The organism is Rhizobium sp. SYY.PMSO, from assembly GCF_046840415.1.
In the GTDB taxonomy this organism is placed as follows: Bacteria; Pseudomonadota; Alphaproteobacteria; order Rhizobiales; family Rhizobiaceae; genus Rhizobium.
On sequence record NZ_CP177349.1, the window covers coordinates 396,458 to 412,295 of the forward strand.

Below are 15,838 nucleotides of genomic sequence, written 5' to 3' on the forward strand. Positions count from 1 at the left end.
CTGCGAGGGATAGATGTCAGCAGCAGACGATGGGCCATTTCGGCAAGGCAATCTGATCTTGAGGCGGGTGCGCCCATGGACACCCGGCGTGCAGGCGCTGCTGGCCTCACTGCGGCTGCACGGCTTCGATGCCGCCCCGTCGCCGAACGGATTCGATGAGACCTGGGAGAGAGTGGGCTATCTGCCGGGCGTAACCGGCGATCTCGCCGACAATGCCGCGATGCGCTCCGAACAGACCCTGCGATCGGCTGCGCGGCTGTTGCGCCGGTATCATCACAGCTCCGCTTTGGCTCTGAACGGCCTGGACGCGACGTACCTGTGGCAATTGCCGTCCCGTTCGCCGATCGAGATCATCTGTCACGGAGATTTTGCGCCCTACAATGTCGTTTTGAACGATGGCGTCGTGACCGGCATCATCGATTTCGAGGCCGCCCATCCCGGCCCGCTGGTGTGGGATCTGGCCTACGCCGTTTATCGCTGGGCGCCCTTGTCCGTGAACATGGCCGCCGAGGGACTGGATAGCTTTGCCGGCCAGATCCGGCGTGCACGCATCTTCCTCGACGCCTATGGGCTGCCGTTTGACGCGCGCAACCAGATGCCGGATGTCGTCATCCAGCGGCTCGAGGCGCTGCTGGCCTTCATGGAAAGGGAGGCTGCGCGCGGCAGCGAGCGCTATCGCCGGAACCTGCGGGACGGGCACGATCACATCTATCGGGACGATATCGCCTATGTGGCGGAACGGTCGGCGGAGATCGTCGCAGCGCTGACCGAATGAACCGCTAGACCGCGTCCTTGCGCAGAGGGCGGAAGCTCATGCGGTGCAGGGAGCAGGGGCCATGCTGCTCGATGCCGGCGCGATGCTGCGCGGTGCCGTAGCCGGCATGGGCCGCAAAGCCGTAGACGGGGAAGACGATGCCTGCGCGCGCCATCATCCGATCGCGCGTCACCTTGGCGACGATCGAGGCGGCGGCGATCGAGAAGGAGCGCGCGTCGCCCTTGACGACGGCCCTTCCGGGGCAGACGAGGCCCGTAGGCACATCGAGCCCATCGGTCAGCACATAGCTTGCCCGGATCGCCAGCCCGCAAATGGCGCGGCGCATCGCATCCAGGCTCGCCTTGCGGATATCGGTGGTGTCGATGCGGCTCGCGCTTGACGAGGCGATGGATACTGTTGCCGTTGCCAGAATCTCGACGAACAGCTCCTCGCGTCTGGCGGCGCTCAACTGCTTGGAATCGTTCAGCCCATTCGGGATGCGCTCGGGATCGAGAATGACGGCGGCTGCCACGACCGGCCCGGCGAGCGGCCCCCGGCCGGCCTCGTCCGCTCCCGCGACAGGCCAATGCCCGGCTCGGCGGGCAATCAGTTCCAGCTCGAAAGTCGGAACGAGAGGAGCGTCCTCGAACAACATTGGAGAATCGGGTGATGTGCTGCGTTTCATGCGGCGAAGCTCGCACACCACCCGATCTCCTGCAAGCCCCGGTGGATCATGGCGGCGAACCGGGGGCTTTCCAGCGGGTACAGGGAAAACCCGCAGGGAAGGTCAAACTGAAAATGTCAGAGTAACGACAGCTGCACGCCGCTGCCATCCGGCGGCACGAACAGATCGTCGCGCAATGCGATGTTGCGGCGCGTGAGATCGAGCCGGCGCGTCGCCATTTCGAAGCGGCGGCTGATCTGCCAGGCATAGGGCCCGGCGCCCTTCATGCGTTTGCCGAATTCGGCATCGTAATCCTTGCCGCCGCGCATCGAGCGGATCAGCGACATGACATGGCGGTAGCGGTCCGGATAATGCTGCAGCAGCCAGTCGCGAAACAGCGGGCTCACCTCCAGAGGCAGCCGCAGGATGACATAGCTCGCCTCCAGCGCACCGGCCGCCCTGCCGGCGTCAAGAATACGCTCGATCTCGTGATCGTTGAGGGCAGGGATGATCGGGGCCACCATGATCGAGGTACGAATGCCGGCCTCGCTGAGCGCCTGGATCGCCTCCAGCCGCCGTGGCGGCGTCGCTGCACGCGGCTCCATGGCGCGCGCCAGCTTCCGGTCGAGCGTCGTCACCGACAAACCCACCCGCACGAGGTTCCTGGCGGCCATTTCCTTGAGGATGTCGATATCGCGCATGACCAGCGCCGATTTGGTGACGATGGCGACCGGATGGCTGGCCTTGTTCAGCACTTCGAGGATCTGGCGCATGATCCGCCATTCTTTCTCGATCGGCTGGTAGGGGTCGGTGTTGGTGCCGATGGCGATGACGCGGGGCTTGTAGCCGGGCTTCGCCAGTTCGCGCTCCAGAAGCTTTGCCGCATCCGGCTTGGCAAACAGCTTCGATTCGAAATCCAGCCCGGCAGACAGGCCCATATAGGCATGCGTCGGCCGCGCGAAGCAATAGATGCAGCCATGCTCGCAGCCGCGATAGGGGTTGATGGACCGGTCGAAGGGGATATCGGGCGATTCGTTGCGGGTGATGGCGGTGCGCGGCTTTTCCACCTGAACTTCGGTCTTGAAGGGCGGCAGCTCCTCCCAGTTCTGCCAACCGTCATCGAAAGCCTCGCGCTGATGCGGCTCGAACCGGCCGCTCGGGTTCAATCCGGCGCCACGCCCGCGCCGGCGTTCGGCGTCGACCCTGAGGCCGGTATCGGCGATCAGCGCGTTGGCAACGTCTGCCGTATTGGCAGGCGCGAATGCGGCCTGCCCTGCAAGGGATTGCTCGTTCATCGGTAGCTCCAGGGCGGCTCATGCCATCGCGCGCCGCGTCTAAGATGATTAAATTCCTATCCGACAAATGAGAACATTGCAAGAACAAAAAAGAGGCGCGGCACAGATGTCGCGCCGCACTTTTCCGTCGGGAATAGCGTTAAGGCAAAAGGAGTGGGCGCATGGACGCAGTTTTCAGCCACATATAAGCCCTTGCTCAAACAAGCGGACTCACAGGGTTAGGCGCTGGCAATAAATTGTGCGCCGCTCTATAAATGGGCAATGTTGACGGTCATCATCGAATGCCAGGATCAGGAACCCGAGCTGGCGCAGACATTGGCGGCATTGGTGGCAGGCGCAGTCGAAGGGCTGGTCTGCGATGTCGTCGTGCTCGATCACGGCTCGCGGGACGGCACCTCGCGCGTGGCCGATGCGGCCGGCTGCCGGTTCTATTCGCAGTGGGACATCAAGGACATCCTGCGTTCGGCGCGCGGCGAATGGCTGCTGCTGGTCGAGCCCGGCGCCCGGCCGCAAGCCGGCTGGATCGACGAGATCGCCGAATATGTCTCGCTGAACAAGGTTCCGGCGCGCTTTACCGCATCGCGCGGTTATCGCCGGCCCTTTTTGAAGCGTATCGGCCGCAGTACATCGCCGCTGGAACTGGGATTGCTGCTGTCCAAGCCGCAGGCCATCGCCGCTGCGAGAACCGGCATGCGGCTGGCGGAATTCGCAAAAGGCCAAAAAAGCCGAAGGCTTGCAAGCGAACTCATCCCTTCCTGGGTCGCAAGAGCGGCGCGATAGAGCTCAATCCCCTGAATTCCATTGGTAGTCCTGCGCCTCCCGGGAGACCGACCATCCGGACGCGTCGATAGCGTCGCATTTCCTGGCCATCTTTCCGAAAAGCTGTCGGCTATCGGCAAGCACGATCCGAGCACGATCATGGAGACCTGTGCTGCCGAAAGCGGTAGCATCGAGATGGCGCTCAGCGATGCCTGCTGACGGAATCGCATTAATTTCAAGGCCGATGAATGGGAATAAATTCCTTATCCGTCGAGGCCCAAGGCGGCTGCAAATGGCTTGCCGATGGGCTATCGAGAACCGGCGCCTCGCCTCAGATGCTCGTCCAGGCGCGGCATGATCTCCACGAAATTGCAGGGCATGTGCCGATAGTCGAGCTGTGCTTTCAGGATGCCGTCCCAGGCATCCTTGCACGCGCCGGGAGAACCCGGCAGCACGAAGATGAAGGTGGCATTGGCGACGCCGCCGGTTGCTCGCGACTGGATCGTTGCCGTGCCGATCTTGTCGTAGGAGATGCGGTGGAAGACTTCGGAAAAGCCGTCCATGCGTTTTTCGAACAGGGGTTCCAGCGCCTCGGGCGTGACATCGCGGCCGGTGAAGCCCGTGCCGCCGGTGGTAATCACCACGTCGACCGCATCGTCCTTCGTCCAGGCTTCCACCTGGGCGCGGATCCGTTCCTTGTCGTCGGGCACGATGGCGCGGGCCGCCAGCCTGTGGCCGGAATCCGCGATGCGCGCAACCAGGGTGTCGCCTGATTTGTCGTCGGCAAGCGTGCGCGTATCGGAGACGGTCAGCACAGCGATGCCGACGGGAATGAAGGGTCTTTCGTTGCCCGAACCTGCCATCATGCCTCTCCCGCGATCGTCTCCGTTACCTGGAAATACCAGTCCGGCTTCTGCCTGTGAAGCGAGGCTGCTGCTGCTTCTGCTTGTTCCATATCGGCAAAGATGCCGAAGCATGTCGCGCCGGAGCCGGACATGCGCGTCATGGCCGGGGCCTGATCGTCGATCAGGCCGGAAAGCACCGCAATCTCGTGGCAGATCGAGCGTGCCGGCGGTTCGAGATCGTTGCGCAGGGTCTTGATCGTATCGATCCATTCGCCCCGGCTCTGCGGCATCCGCGATGGCAGCAGCAGCGGCGGATTGTCCTTGCGGGAGAGGCGGCGGAATACCTCCGGCGTCGATACGCCGATAAGGGGATTGCCGAGAACCATGGGAAAAGAGGGAAATGCCGGCAGCAATTCGATTGCCTCGCCGATCCCGCGCGCCACCAGCGGCCGGCTGGCAAGGCACATCGGCACATCGGCGCCGAGCTTCACGGCGATGGCCCTGAGCGTGTCATCGGGCAGGGCAAGCTGCCACAGCCGCATCAGCCCGCGAAGCGCCGCTGCCGCATCCGCCGAGCCGCCGCCGATGCCAGAGGCGATCGGCAGGTTCTTTTCCAGATGAATATGGACAGCGGGCGCATCGAAGCCGGCCGCCTGGGCCGCCTGCCGCAGCAGATCCCGCGCCTTCAGAACAAGGTTATCGCCCGTTTCCGCATCGGCCGCGAGAAAAGGTCCAAAGCGCCCGGAAAGGGTAAAGACGTCACGCTCGCTCGCGCGAAAGGCAAGCCGGTCGCCTTGATGGGCAAAGCTCACCAGCATGTCGAGCAGATGGTAGCCATCGGCGCGACGCCCCGTCACATGCAGCGCGAGATTGATCTTTGCGGGCGCCTCTTCCAAAAGGTCGAAATCGCCCGCTGCCAAGATCGCGTTCATGAAAAGTCTTAGGACTTCTTGTCGACCGGCGCCGGAGCGTTCGAATCGGGTGACGGCGCGGGTGCGGGATCGGGCTGCTTGCTCTTGTCGACGGTTTTCGCGTCGTTATCGAGCGCCGGCAGGCCCTTCTCGATCTTTTCCTTGATCTTCGGAATATCGGCCTCTTCCGGCTTTGAGGCGAGCGCGCGGTTCCATTGATAGACGGCCTCGAGCTTGCGGTTCACCCGCCAGTAGGCATCGCCGAGATGGTCGTTGATCGTGGGGTCGCCGGCCTTCAGCTGCGCGGCCTGCTCCAGCTCGTTCACCGCATCGTCGAAGCGGTTGAGGCGGAAATAGGCCCAGCCGAGCGAATCGACGATGTAACCGTCATCCGGCTTGAGGTCGACGGCCTTCTTGATCATGTCCAGGCCCTGGTCGAGGTTCATGTTCATGTCGACCCAGGAATAGCCGAGATAGTTCAGCACCTGCGGCTGGTCCGGATTCAGCTCCAGCGCCTTCTTGAAGTTCGGCTCGGCCTCGGGCCATTTCTTCAGCCGCTCGTAGGCGATTCCGCGCTGGAAGAACACGGCCCAGTCGCTGCGCTTCGGCACCGGGCCGATGATCTGCACGGCCTTGTCGTAGTTCTCGGCCATGGACTGGAAGTCCTTGGCATCGGATAGAACGCTGCCATAGGCGAGATAGCTGCGAATATCGTTGGGATCGGAATCGATCAGCGCCTTCAGATGCTTGCGCGCATCGTCGACCTTGCCTGCCTGGGCGAGAGCAAGCCCGAGCTGCAGTTCGGAGATGCGGGCCATCGGCGAATTGTCCGGCACCTTCTTGTAGAAGGCGATGGCGCGATCGGTCTGGTCCTGCTTTTCGGCAAGGCCGCCGAGCAGGACGAGCGTGTCGGCCGCCTTCGGGTCGAGCGAATTGGCGATTTGCAGGTAGAGCGAGACGACATCCTCGGCGCCGTCGCGGTTCAAGGCTGCACCTATGGTGAAGAGCACGGCCGCCGCGCCCTCGGTCGCGTTGGTGACTTGCTGGTCGGGCGTCTCGCCCTTGGTGATGCTGTCGCGCAGCGCGTTCAGCGGCGCATAATTGCTGACGAGATTGTCGCCGACCGAGATCGCATCCAGAGCCTTCTGCTTGTCGCCGGCCTTGGCTTCCAGACGGGCGAGCGCCATGACGGCGCGCATGAAGGTATCGGGAGCGGTCGCTCCGCCCGTCTTGTCGAGGATGGCGTCGTTCAGGTGCGAGCGTGCCGATTTCAGATCGCCCATCGTCAGCGCGATGGTGCCGGCATGATAGTTCTTGAAGATGTTGAACCAGTCCGGGCCCTTCATCTTGTCGATCATCGAGATCGCTTCCTTGCCGCGGCCGGAACCGGCGCGCGCCCAGGCGGAAAGCAGGCTGGCCATCATTCGGTCGAGGTCGTTCGGACCGTTATATTTGAGGATTTCCTGAGCTGTTCGGTATTCGTGGCGGCGGATGGCATCCATGCCGCGCACGATCGTCGTAACGCGCTCGACGGAAGGATCGCTCTTCAACTCGTTGGCGTATTTGACGCCTTCCTCCAGATTGCCGTTGAGCAGCAGCGAGATCATCAGCCGCTGGCGGATTTCCGGATTGCTGGGGTCTATCATCAGCGCTTTCTTGTAGAGCGCGATGGCGGTGTCGTAGTCGTGATCGACATCGGCGGTGCGGGCGGCCAGGAAGGCGCCTGCGAACGTATCGACGCTATCGGGATCGAAAGTAACCGGAGCGCTGACCTCCGGCGCCGCCGGCTTGTCCTCGGCTCGCGCGCCAGTCAGGGCCGACACGGAGAGGATCGCCGCCAAGGCTACGCCCGAGAGGAAACGGATGGCAAGTCTCTGCCGCATTAGAAAGCCTTTCATCGAGGAAATGGCCGGCGAAGTCGCCGGCGGCATAACGCATTCGTGTCAACTGATTCACAACAGGATGGCTTTTTTGAAGCGGCCCTGCAACAAATTCGGGTCGCCGCTATCAATTCACGCGTTCGATGCAGAAATCGATCACTTCCAGAAGTGCTGATTTCCAAGGCGTTTCCGGCAATGGCGCCAGAGCATCGCGGGCGATGGTGCCGTAGTGCACGGCACGGGCAATCGTGTCGGCCAGCGCGCCGTATTTCGTGATCAGGCCGAGGGCCTTTTCGAGATTCTCGTCGCTGTTGTTGCCGGTTTCGATGGCATCACGCCAGAAGGCGCGTTCCTTCTCGGTGCCGCGGCGGTAGGCGAGGATGACCGGAAGCGTGATCTTGCCCTCGCGGAAGTCGTCGCCGACATTTTTGCCGAGATCGGCCGCCTTGCCGCCGTAATCGAGCGCGTCGTCGACGAGCTGGAAGGCGAGACCGAGATTGGTGCCGTAGGATTTCAATGCGTTGCGCTCCGCCTTGCCGGCATTGGCAACGATCGGACCGACTTCGGCGGCGGCGGCGAAGAGTGCTGCGGTCTTGGCGCGGATGACCGAGAGATAATCGTCTTCCGTCGTTTCCATGTTCTTGGAGACGGAGAGCTGCAGCACTTCGCCTTCGGCGATGACGCAGGCAGCCGAGGACAATACGTCGAGCGCTTCGAGCGAGCCGACTTCCACCATCATGCGGAAAGCCTGCCCGAGCAGGAAGTCGCCGACCAGCACGCTCGCCTGGTTGCCCCAGATCATGCGGGCGGTGGATCTGCCGCGCCGCAGGTCGCTTTCGTCGACCACATCGTCATGCAGCAGCGTCGCCGTATGCAGGAACTCGACCGATGTCGCGAGCTTGATGTGATTGTCGCCCTGATAGTTGTAGAGCGCCGCGGAGGCGATGGTCAGCATCGGCCGCAGGCGCTTGCCGCCGGAGGAGATGAGATGCTCGGCAACCTCGGGAATCATCTGCACATCGGAGCCGGCCTTGGACAGGATGAGCTGATTGACGCGTTCCATGTCCGCCTTGGTCAGATCCACCAAGGGCTTGATGGATGCCAGTTTATTCTTGCTTTCTTCCAGCGGTATCACGACGCCCAACGATCCGGACTCCTGTTCATTTTCTGCAAAGCACAATAAGAAGGGGCGAAAGAGGCGGCAAGAGGCGAATTGTCTCGTCGCGTAAATTTGACAGGAATTCTAGGGCTTATGCACGAGCTGATCCGCACCAACGACCCGGTCCTTCTCTCATTCGCGGAGAGTCTGATGAAGGATGCCGGAATTCATTGCCTGGTGGCCGATCAGGCTATGAGCATCCTCGAGGGCTCGCTCGGCATGCTGCCGCGCCGCTTTCTGGTGGAGGAAGAGCGTGCCGATCAGGCGCGGCGCATTCTGATCGACGCCGGCCTCGGCGACGAACTGCGCCCGGTGCGCGGCTGAGGTTCGTCATGACCGGCGGCCCCTCGGAAACCATCGATGCCTTTCATCGCGGCGCCTTCCATATCGTCCAGCCGAAGGGCAGGGGCCATCGCTCCGGCATGGATGCCATGCTGCTCGCCGCTCTCGTGGCCGACGAGCGTGCGATCAGGGTCGCCGATCTCGGCGCGGGTGCGGGCGCGGCCGGGATGGCCGTGGCGTCGCGGCTCGATCAGGCGGAGGTGGTGCTCTTCGAGCGCTCGCCCGATATGGCCGGGTTTGCCCGCAAGAGCCTTCTGCTTCCGGAAAATGCCCGGCTCGCCGGCCGCATCTCGGTCATCGAGGCTGACGTGACCCTGACAGGCAAGGATCGCAACGAGGCGGGACTGGTCGACGACAGTTTCCATCACGTCATCATGAACCCGCCCTTCAACGACGCCAGCGACAGGCTGACGCCGGACGCGCTGAAGGCCGAGGCGCATGCCATGACCGACGGGCTGTTCGAGAAATGGATCCGCACGGCGGGAGCGATCATGATCCCCGGCGGCCAGCTCTCGCTCATTGCCCGGCCGGAATCGATCGGCGAGATCATCGCCGCCTGCGGCCGCCGCTTCGGCGGCATCGAGATCACGCCGATCCATCCGCGCGAAGGCGAGAATGCCGTGCGCATTCTGGTGACGGGAATAAAGGGGTCGCGGGCGAGGCTGGCGCTGCGCGCGCCGCTCACCATGCACGGCGAGGGAACGCATAAATTCTCCGATTTCGTCGATGACCTGAACAATGGCCGCGCCGCCTATCCGCGCCGATAACCCATTGTTCGCTTGAGCATCGAAACACGAAATGCGATCCGCAATGTTGCGTTTGCCGTTTCCATGCATACATCACGGGGCAGCAAACTTTATGATTCAGGGATGACGAATGGTTGGGTTCTTGAGACGCATGCTTCCGAAGCGCTTCCGCAAGGAGGGAGTAATCGTTCCCGTCGTCCGTCTGAGCGGCGTCATCTCGTCCGGCGGCGGTCCGCTGCGGCAGTCGCTGAATCTGGCAGGCGTATCGCAGGCACTTGAAAAGGCTTTCGACATGAAGGCGGCGCCGGCAGTCGCCATCGTCGTCAATTCGCCGGGCGGCTCTCCGGTGCAGTCGCGGATGATCTACAACCGCATTCGCGATCTGGCTGTCGAGAAAAAGAAGAAGGTCCTGGTCTTCATCGAGGATGTCGCGGCCTCCGGCGGCTACATGATCGCGCTGGCGGGCGACGAGATCATTGCCGATGCCACCTCCATCGTCGGTTCGATCGGCGTTGTCTCCGGCGGCTTCGGTTTTCCGGAGCTTTTGAAAAAGCTCGGCGTCGAGCGCCGCGTCTATACCGCCGGCGAGAACAAAGTGATCCTCGACCCGTTCCAGCCGGAGAAGGAAAAGGACATCGAATACCTGAAGAGCCTGCAGCTCGAGATCCACAAGGTCTTCATCGACATGGTGCGCGAGCGCCGCGCCGGCAAGCTGACATCGGACGAAACGGTGTTTTCCGGCCTTTTCTGGACCGGAGGGCGCGGGTTGGAACTCGGCCTCATCGACGGCCTCGGCGATATGCGCCAGGAACTGCGGAAGCGCTTCGGAGCCAAGACCAGACTGGCCTTGATCACCGGGCCGCGCAGTCTCTTCGGCCGCAAAGCTCCCGGCATTTCGCTCGGAAATATGGGTGGCCTCGGTGCCGGCATCGCCTCCGGGCTTGCGGAAACGGCAGAGGAAAAGGCATTGTGGAGCCGGTACGGATTATAGTCGGGAGCGCGGCCTGATGCCCCAAATCATCTTCTTCATCATCGCCGTCGGCGGCATCTGGTTCCTGTATCGGCGCTTCGTGCGCGATGCCCAGCGGCTCGCCGAAAAATCCCGTCGCGCCGAAACGGAGCGCCGCACCGGCGCCATGGGAACGCTGGTCAAAGACCCGAAGACCGGCGAATACCGCGTGAAGCGGGAGGATGAGTAGGGCCTGCAAGTGCGGCCGAGGCGGACTGCATAGCCGTTTGCACTGCAAAGCCTTGACCCGTTCGCCCCGCCGTGGCACCTGTCCGCCAAACAATTCGCTAGCGGAAGAAACCAATTCCCATGACTGCCAACGTGCCTGACAACATGAACCCGAAGCGCTCTTTCCAGGCGCTGATCCTGACGCTGCACAACTACTGGGCCGACAAGGGTTGCGCGGTTCTGCAGCCTTACGACATGGAAGTCGGCGCCGGCACGTTCCATCCCGCGACCACGCTGCGCTCGCTCGGCCCGAAGCCCTGGCGGGCAGCTTATGTCCAGCCGTCGCGCCGCCCGTCCGACGGCCGCTATGGCGAGAACCCGAACCGTTTGCAGCACTATTACCAGTATCAGGTCATCCTGAAGCCCAATCCGCCGAATCTGCAGGAGCTTTATCTCGGCTCGCTGAAGGCGATCGGCCTCGATCCGCTCCTGCATGACATCCGCTTCGTCGAGGACGACTGGGAAAGCCCGACGCTCGGCGCCTGGGGTCTCGGCTGGGAATGCTGGTGCGACGGCATGGAAGTCTCGCAGTTCACCTATTTCCAGCAGGTCTGCGGCATCGAATGCGCCCCCGTCGCCGGCGAGCTGACCTATGGTCTGGAGCGCCTTGCCATGTACGTTCAGGGCGTCGACAGCGTCTACGACCTGAATTTCAACGGCCTCGAGGGCGAAGACAAGATCACCTATGGCGACGTCTTCCTTCAGGCCGAGCAGGAATATTCCCGGCATAATTTCGAATATGCCAACACCGAGATGCTGCATCGCCACTTCATCGATGCCGAGAAGGAATGCCAGGCATTGCTGGCGGCCGGCGCACCCGGCGACAGCGAAAACCAGCGCCTGCACAAATGCGTCTTCCCGGCCTACGACCAGTGCATCAAGGCGAGCCACGTCTTCAACCTGCTCGATGCCCGCGGCGTCATTTCGGTGACGGAGCGCCAGAGCTATATCCTGCGGGTACGCACGCTGGCCAAGGCTTGCGGCGAGGCTTTCCTGCTGACGGATGCAGGCGGCGTCAACTGGAACCAGCAGGCCGCTTGAGGCTGAAGCGGGGCAGGAGCGCATGAGCACGCGCTCCCCCAACGGCCCTGGTTCGCGGGCTTTTCTCTCCGAGCGATGCCGAAGCCGATTTCCGGGGACCCGGCTCGCCGATCCGGTCCCAAGCCTCCGTTATCGCGAAGCCGGGGTGACATTGCCGGCAAATCTGCCTACTGTCCCTGTGGTTGCAGTCGCCACGGGGATTCCAGATGTATATTCTTCTCGCGATCATAGTTCTGGCCGCGCTCTATGTCGTCTTCATCTATAACGGACTTGTGCGCGCACGCCAGGTCGCCGAAGAGGCGTGGTCGGGCATCGACGTGCAGTTGAAACGGCGCGCCGATCTCATTCCCAATCTGGTCGAGACGGTCAAAGGCTATGCCGGCCACGAGCGGCAGACCCTGGAAGAGGTTGTGGAACTGCGCAACAAGGCGCAGGCCGTGCCGGCAGGGGATGTCGCCGCCCGCGGCCAGGTGGAAGGCTTGTTGTCGCAGGCCCTCGGCCGCGTGATCGCCCTTGCCGAAGCCTATCCGGACCTCAAGGCCAACACCAACTTTCTCGAATTGCAGCGCTCTCTGGAGGGCGTGGAAGGGGAAATCCAGGTGTCGCGCCGCTACTACAACGGTGCCGCGCGCGATCTGAACGTCAAGGTCGAGACCTTTCCGAACAATCTCATCGCCGGTCCCTTCGGTTTCACGAAGAAGGCCTATTTCGAGGTCACCAACGAAGCGGACCGCGCGGTCCCGACGGTAAAGTTCTGAGATTTCCGCTATCGGATTTTCATGCGAGGCGGTAAAGGAAGCCGACCGACGGCCAGCGGCCGCCTTCCTGACTGACCAAAGAGAATGATGATGGGTAGAGCCAAACTCACGATTATCCCGCCGGGCAAGCCTTTGACCGGACGCGCCATGCCGCCGGGATCGAAGTCGATCACCAACCGCGCGCTGCTGCTCGCCGGCCTTGCCAAGGGCACGAGCCGGCTGACCGGCGCGCTGAAGAGCGACGATACCCGCTATATGGCCGAAGCGCTGCGCGCCATGGGCGTTGTCATCGACGAGCCCGACGACACCACTTTCATCGTCACCGGCAGCGGCAAGCTGCAGGCCCCGGCAGCCCCGCTTTTCCTCGGTAATGCCGGCACCGCGACACGCTTCCTGACGGCTGCCGCGGCACTGGTCGACGGCAAGGTCGTCGTCGATGGCGATGCCCATATGCGCAAGCGGCCGATCGGCCCGCTGGTCGACGCGCTCCGTTCGCTCGGCATCGATGCCTCGACCGAAACCGGCTGCCCGCCGGTCACTGTCAACGGCACCGGCCGTTTCGAGGCGAGCCGCGTACAGATCGATGGCGGTCTTTCCAGCCAGTATGTTTCCGCGCTTCTGATGATGGCCGCCGGCGGTGATCGCGCCGTCGATGTCGAGCTGCTCGGCGAGCATATCGGCGCTCTCGGCTATATCGACCTGACGGTCGCGGCCATGCGCGCTTTCGGCGCCAAGGTGGAGCGCGTGAGCCCCGTCGCCTGGCGCGTCGAGCCTACCGGCTATCATGCGGCCGATTTCCTGATCGAGCCGGATGCCTCTGCCGCGACCTATCTCTGGGCGGCCGAGGTTCTGAGCGGCGGCAAGATCGATCTCGGCACGCCGGCCGAGCAGTTCTCGCAGCCGGATGCGAAGGCCTATGATCTGATCTCGAAGTTCCCGCATCTGCCCGCCGTCATCGATGGCTCGCAGATGCAGGACGCCATCCCGACGCTCGCGGTTCTTGCCGCCTTCAACGAGACGCCGGTGCGCTTCGTCGGCATCGAGAACCTTCGCGTCAAGGAGTGTGATCGTATCCGCGCGCTGTCGAGCGGCCTGTCGCGCATCGTGCCGGACCTCGGGACCGAAGAGGGGGACGATCTGATCGTCGCATCCGATCCGGGCCTGGCCGGCAAGGTCCTGCCGGCGGAGATCGACAGCTTCGCCGATCACCGCATCGCCATGAGCTTTGCCCTTGCCGGCCTGAAGATCGGCGGCATCACCATTCTCGACCCCGATTGCGTCGCCAAGACCTTCCCGGCCTATTGGGATGTTCTGGCGTCGCTCGGGGTTGCCTACGAAGACTGACGCTCTGCCATCCCAAGGAAGGCCGGGGCGCGGAACCATTCTGGACGCGAGGCGGCGCCGGCGACGGCGCCGCAGGCATCTTTTGGGGGAGCGATGACACGGCTTTGCGGGTTTTTCCTGGCTTTATGCCTGCTGCTTTGCGCAACGGCGGCCACGGCCGCCGAACTCATCACCAATTTCGATCAGGCGATTGATTTGCATCGCGACGGCTCCATGCGGGTCGTCGAGACGATTTCCGTGAGTGCGGAAGGACGCGCCATCCGGCGAGGCATCTTCCGGGATTTTCCGCTGACGATGACCGATGCCAACGGCTACGAGATCGAAGTGGATTTCAAGGTCGTTTCCGTCGAGCGGGACGGACAGCCGGAAGAGTGGCACGGCGAGCGCATCAAGGGCGGCGAGCGCATCTATGTCGGCAAGGCCGATCAAAGCCTCGATCCAGGCCCTCACACGTTCCGCATCACCTATGACACCAACCGTCAGATCCGTTATTTCCAGGATCACGACGAGCTTTACTGGAACGTCACCGGCAATGGCTGGCTTTTCCCGATCGTCAACGCCAAGGCGGTGGTCACGTTGCCCGATGGCGTGAAGCCCCAGCAGCTCGCCTTCTTCACCGGGCTGTTCGGCGCCAATGGGCAGGATGCGAGTGCGAGCGCGCAAGAGAATGTCGTCACCTTCGCAACGACCCGGCCGCTCGCCATGGCCGAGGGTCTGACGATCGCCGTCAAGCTTGCGAAAGGCACGATCACGCCGCCGAGCGCCAGCCAGCAATGGGGCTGGTTCTTCCGGGATCATCTCGACGCGACCATCGCCATCGGCGGACTGATCCTGCTGTTTGCCTATTATATGCGAAGCTGGATCGCGGTCGGCCGAGATCCGTCGGCGGGGGTGATGGTTCCGCGCTGGGATCCGCCCGAGGGCATTTCGCCGGCGCTGGTCAACTATATCGACAACAGGGGTTTCAGCCGCTCCGGCTGGACGGCGTTGTCGGCAACGGCCATCGATCTTGCGGTGCGCGGCTATGTCATTCTCGACGACCTGAAGGAAAAGGTGGTCATTCGCCCCACAGGCAAGGCGGGCACCGATCTGACCGGCGGCGACAAGGTGCTGATGCAGGCCGTCGGGCCATTCTCCCCGCTTGTCATCGACAAGGAAAACGGCGCGGCGGTACAGAAGCTCGGATCGAAATTTCGCAATGCTGTCGAACGCGATCATCGCGGCGAATATTACAAGGCCAATTCGCTCTACATCACTGCCGGCATCGCCCTGTCCATCGTGATCCTGGCGTCCATCGTCGTCTTCGGGCGCCTGCATGAGAATGCCCTGCCGCTCATCATCGTCCCGGGATTCCTGTCGATTTTCGTCACCATCTTCGCGAGTTCGATCGGTCGCGGGTTCCGCAGCCGCAATGCCAGCCTCGCCCAGCGTTTCTCTTCGGTGCTGATCTTTGCCTTCTTCGGCTTCGTCTTCGTATCGATTGCCGTCAGCGGCTTCGCCGCCGCGGTGGTGCCGTTATGGGAGGCGGGCCTGCTGCCGCTCTTGGCCGGCATCGTCGGCATTTTCGCGCTCAACGTCGTCTTTTATTTCCTGATGGGTGCGCCGACACCGCTCGGGCGCAAGATGATGGATGGCATCGCCGGCTTGCGACAATATCTGACGCTTGCCGAGCGCGACCGCATGAACATGCAGGGCGCGCCGCAGATGTCGCCCCAGCATTTCGAAAAGCTGCTGCCCTATGCGGTGGCGCTCGGTGTGGAAAAGCCCTGGTCGAGCGCTTTCGAGACCTGGCTCGCCACGGCCGCCGGCGCGACCGCGGCAGCCGCCTATGCGCCCGTCTGGTATTCCGGCGATTTCAATTCCGGCAACATCGGCGGAACCATCGGTGATTTCTCGTCGTCGATGGCCTCCACCATCGCCTCGACGATTCCCGCGCCCGTCTCCAGTTCTTCCTCTGCTTTCGGCAGCGGTGGCGGCGGAGGCGGAGGCGGGTTCTCGGGTGGCGGCGGTGGCGGTGGAGGCGGCGGCGGATGGTAAATTCGCCGTTTGCCTTGGTGACTTTTGCCGCCGAGCTTGCTAAGTCCGCCCGGATCATTTCTGCCT

General features: G+C 62.9%; 16 protein-coding genes. 10 read left to right on the top strand and 6 right to left on the bottom strand.

Annotation, left to right across the window (positions count from 1 at the left end; genetic code table 11):
• The first annotated feature begins 13 nt into the window (after positions 1–13).
• Positions 14–775: a phosphotransferase gene (locus ACJJVH_RS01905; RefSeq protein WP_412064614.1), complete on the top strand. Its 762-nt coding sequence runs from the start codon at positions 14–16 to the stop codon at positions 773–775.
• A 4-nt stretch (positions 776–779) separates the two neighbouring features.
• Here ACJJVH_RS01905 and ACJJVH_RS01910 read toward each other — a convergent pair whose 3' ends face one another.
• Complete coding sequence (locus tag ACJJVH_RS01910; protein ID WP_112795517.1) at positions 780–1,439, bottom strand: ribonuclease HII; 660 nt, start codon at positions 1,437–1,439, stop codon at positions 780–782.
• Positions 1,440–1,555: 116 nt separating this feature from the next.
• Positions 1,556–2,713: a PA0069 family radical SAM protein gene (locus ACJJVH_RS01915; protein WP_412064615.1), complete on the bottom strand. Its 1,158-nt coding sequence runs from the start codon at positions 2,711–2,713 to the stop codon at positions 1,556–1,558.
• Positions 2,714–2,974: 261 nt separating this feature from the next.
• Here ACJJVH_RS01915 and ACJJVH_RS01920 point away from each other — a divergent pair, with 261 nt between their 5' ends.
• Positions 2,975–3,493, top strand: coding sequence for a glycosyl transferase (locus ACJJVH_RS01920; protein ID WP_112795519.1), 519 nt, complete (start codon positions 2,975–2,977; stop codon positions 3,491–3,493).
• Positions 3,494–3,780: 287 nt separating this feature from the next.
• On the opposite strand, the gene moaB is transcribed toward ACJJVH_RS01920, so the two are convergent.
• From moaB to ACJJVH_RS01940, 4 genes are all read right to left on the bottom strand, one after another.
• Positions 3,781–4,335 (bottom strand): molybdenum cofactor biosynthesis protein B, encoded by a 555-nt coding sequence (moaB, locus tag ACJJVH_RS01925; protein ID WP_112795534.1) that lies wholly within the window; start codon positions 4,333–4,335, stop codon positions 3,781–3,783.
• Positions 4,335–5,249, bottom strand: a complete 915-nt coding sequence (locus ACJJVH_RS01930; RefSeq protein WP_412064616.1) for a 4-(cytidine 5'-diphospho)-2-C-methyl-D-erythritol kinase — start codon at positions 5,247–5,249, stop codon at positions 4,335–4,337. Before ACJJVH_RS01930 ends, moaB begins: the two co-directional genes overlap by 1 nt.
• An 8-nt stretch (positions 5,250–5,257) precedes the next feature.
• A complete protein-coding gene (locus ACJJVH_RS01935) occupies positions 5,258–7,111 on the bottom strand; it encodes a tetratricopeptide repeat protein (protein WP_412064617.1) in 1,854 nt (617 codons plus the stop codon).
• 124 nt (positions 7,112–7,235) lie between these two features.
• Entirely contained in the window at positions 7,236–8,252 is a 1,017-nt protein-coding gene (locus ACJJVH_RS01940; protein ID WP_112795536.1) for a polyprenyl synthetase family protein, read from the bottom strand.
• Between the two features lie 108 nt (positions 8,253–8,360).
• Here ACJJVH_RS01940 and ACJJVH_RS01945 point away from each other — a divergent pair, with 108 nt between their 5' ends.
• The 8 genes from ACJJVH_RS01945 (at position 8,361) to ACJJVH_RS01980 (ending at position 15,772) form a co-directional block, all read left to right on the top strand.
• Positions 8,361–8,591, top strand: coding sequence for a DUF2007 domain-containing protein (locus tag ACJJVH_RS01945; protein WP_112795521.1), 231 nt, complete (start codon positions 8,361–8,363; stop codon positions 8,589–8,591).
• 8 nt (positions 8,592–8,599) lie between these two features.
• Positions 8,600–9,376 carry a methyltransferase gene (locus tag ACJJVH_RS01950; protein ID WP_113404941.1) on the top strand — a complete coding sequence of 259 codons (777 nt, stop codon included), beginning with the start codon at positions 8,600–8,602 and terminating at the stop codon, positions 9,374–9,376.
• Positions 9,377–9,485: 109 nt separating this feature from the next.
• Complete coding sequence (locus tag ACJJVH_RS01955; RefSeq protein ID WP_113359771.1) at positions 9,486–10,346, top strand: S49 family peptidase; 861 nt, start codon at positions 9,486–9,488, stop codon at positions 10,344–10,346.
• 16 nt (positions 10,347–10,362) lie between these two features.
• Positions 10,363–10,554, top strand: a complete 192-nt coding sequence (locus tag ACJJVH_RS01960; RefSeq protein ID WP_112795524.1) for a hypothetical protein — start codon at positions 10,363–10,365, stop codon at positions 10,552–10,554.
• A 119-nt stretch (positions 10,555–10,673) separates the two neighbouring features.
• Complete coding sequence (locus tag ACJJVH_RS01965; protein WP_113359773.1) at positions 10,674–11,633, top strand: glycine--tRNA ligase subunit alpha; 960 nt, start codon at positions 10,674–10,676, stop codon at positions 11,631–11,633.
• 206 nt (positions 11,634–11,839) lie between these two features.
• Positions 11,840–12,391 (top strand): LemA family protein, encoded by a 552-nt coding sequence (locus tag ACJJVH_RS01970; RefSeq protein ID WP_412064619.1) that lies wholly within the window; start codon positions 11,840–11,842, stop codon positions 12,389–12,391.
• A gap of 87 nt (positions 12,392–12,478) precedes the next feature.
• Entirely contained in the window at positions 12,479–13,735 is a 1,257-nt protein-coding gene (locus ACJJVH_RS01975) for a 3-phosphoshikimate 1-carboxyvinyltransferase (RefSeq protein ID WP_412065207.1), read from the top strand.
• A 93-nt stretch (positions 13,736–13,828) separates the two neighbouring features.
• The gene (locus tag ACJJVH_RS01980; protein WP_412064620.1) at positions 13,829–15,772 is read left to right on the top strand and encodes a DUF2207 domain-containing protein; all 1,944 of its coding nucleotides are present in this window, start codon (positions 13,829–13,831) and stop codon (positions 15,770–15,772) included.
• Positions 15,773–15,838: the final 66 nt, after the last annotated feature.

What these genes read in the sequence shown, in the direction of transcription:
- ACJJVH_RS01920 (WP_112795519.1), top strand. Translation starts at nt 2,975, where the DNA reads ATGTTGACGGTCATCATCGAATGCCAGGATCAGGAACCCGAGCTGGCG.
- ACJJVH_RS01915 (WP_412064615.1), bottom strand. Translation starts at nt 2,713, where the DNA reads ATGAACGAGCAATCCCTTGCAGGGCAGGCCGCATTCGCGCCTGCCAAT.
- ACJJVH_RS01905 (WP_412064614.1), top strand. Translation starts at nt 14, where the DNA reads ATGTCAGCAGCAGACGATGGGCCATTTCGGCAAGGCAATCTGATCTTG.
- ACJJVH_RS01930 (WP_412064616.1), bottom strand. Translation starts at nt 5,249, where the DNA reads ATGAACGCGATCTTGGCAGCGGGCGATTTCGACCTTTTGGAAGAGGCG.
- ACJJVH_RS01945 (WP_112795521.1), top strand. Translation starts at nt 8,361, where the DNA reads ATGCACGAGCTGATCCGCACCAACGACCCGGTCCTTCTCTCATTCGCG.
- moaB (WP_112795534.1), bottom strand. Translation starts at nt 4,335, where the DNA reads ATGGCAGGTTCGGGCAACGAAAGACCCTTCATTCCCGTCGGCATCGCT.
- ACJJVH_RS01935 (WP_412064617.1), bottom strand. Translation starts at nt 7,111, where the DNA reads ATGCGGCAGAGACTTGCCATCCGTTTCCTCTCGGGCGTAGCCTTGGCG.
- ACJJVH_RS01975 (WP_412065207.1), top strand. Translation starts at nt 12,479, where the DNA reads ATGATGGGTAGAGCCAAACTCACGATTATCCCGCCGGGCAAGCCTTTG.
- ACJJVH_RS01970 (WP_412064619.1), top strand. Translation starts at nt 11,840, where the DNA reads ATGTATATTCTTCTCGCGATCATAGTTCTGGCCGCGCTCTATGTCGTC.
- ACJJVH_RS01910 (WP_112795517.1), bottom strand. Translation starts at nt 1,439, where the DNA reads ATGAAACGCAGCACATCACCCGATTCTCCAATGTTGTTCGAGGACGCT.
- ACJJVH_RS01955 (WP_113359771.1), top strand. Translation starts at nt 9,486, where the DNA reads ATGGTTGGGTTCTTGAGACGCATGCTTCCGAAGCGCTTCCGCAAGGAG.
- ACJJVH_RS01965 (WP_113359773.1), top strand. Translation starts at nt 10,674, where the DNA reads ATGACTGCCAACGTGCCTGACAACATGAACCCGAAGCGCTCTTTCCAG.
- ACJJVH_RS01950 (WP_113404941.1), top strand. Translation starts at nt 8,600, where the DNA reads ATGACCGGCGGCCCCTCGGAAACCATCGATGCCTTTCATCGCGGCGCC.
- ACJJVH_RS01960 (WP_112795524.1), top strand. Translation starts at nt 10,363, where the DNA reads ATGCCCCAAATCATCTTCTTCATCATCGCCGTCGGCGGCATCTGGTTC.
- ACJJVH_RS01980 (WP_412064620.1), top strand. Translation starts at nt 13,829, where the DNA reads ATGACACGGCTTTGCGGGTTTTTCCTGGCTTTATGCCTGCTGCTTTGC.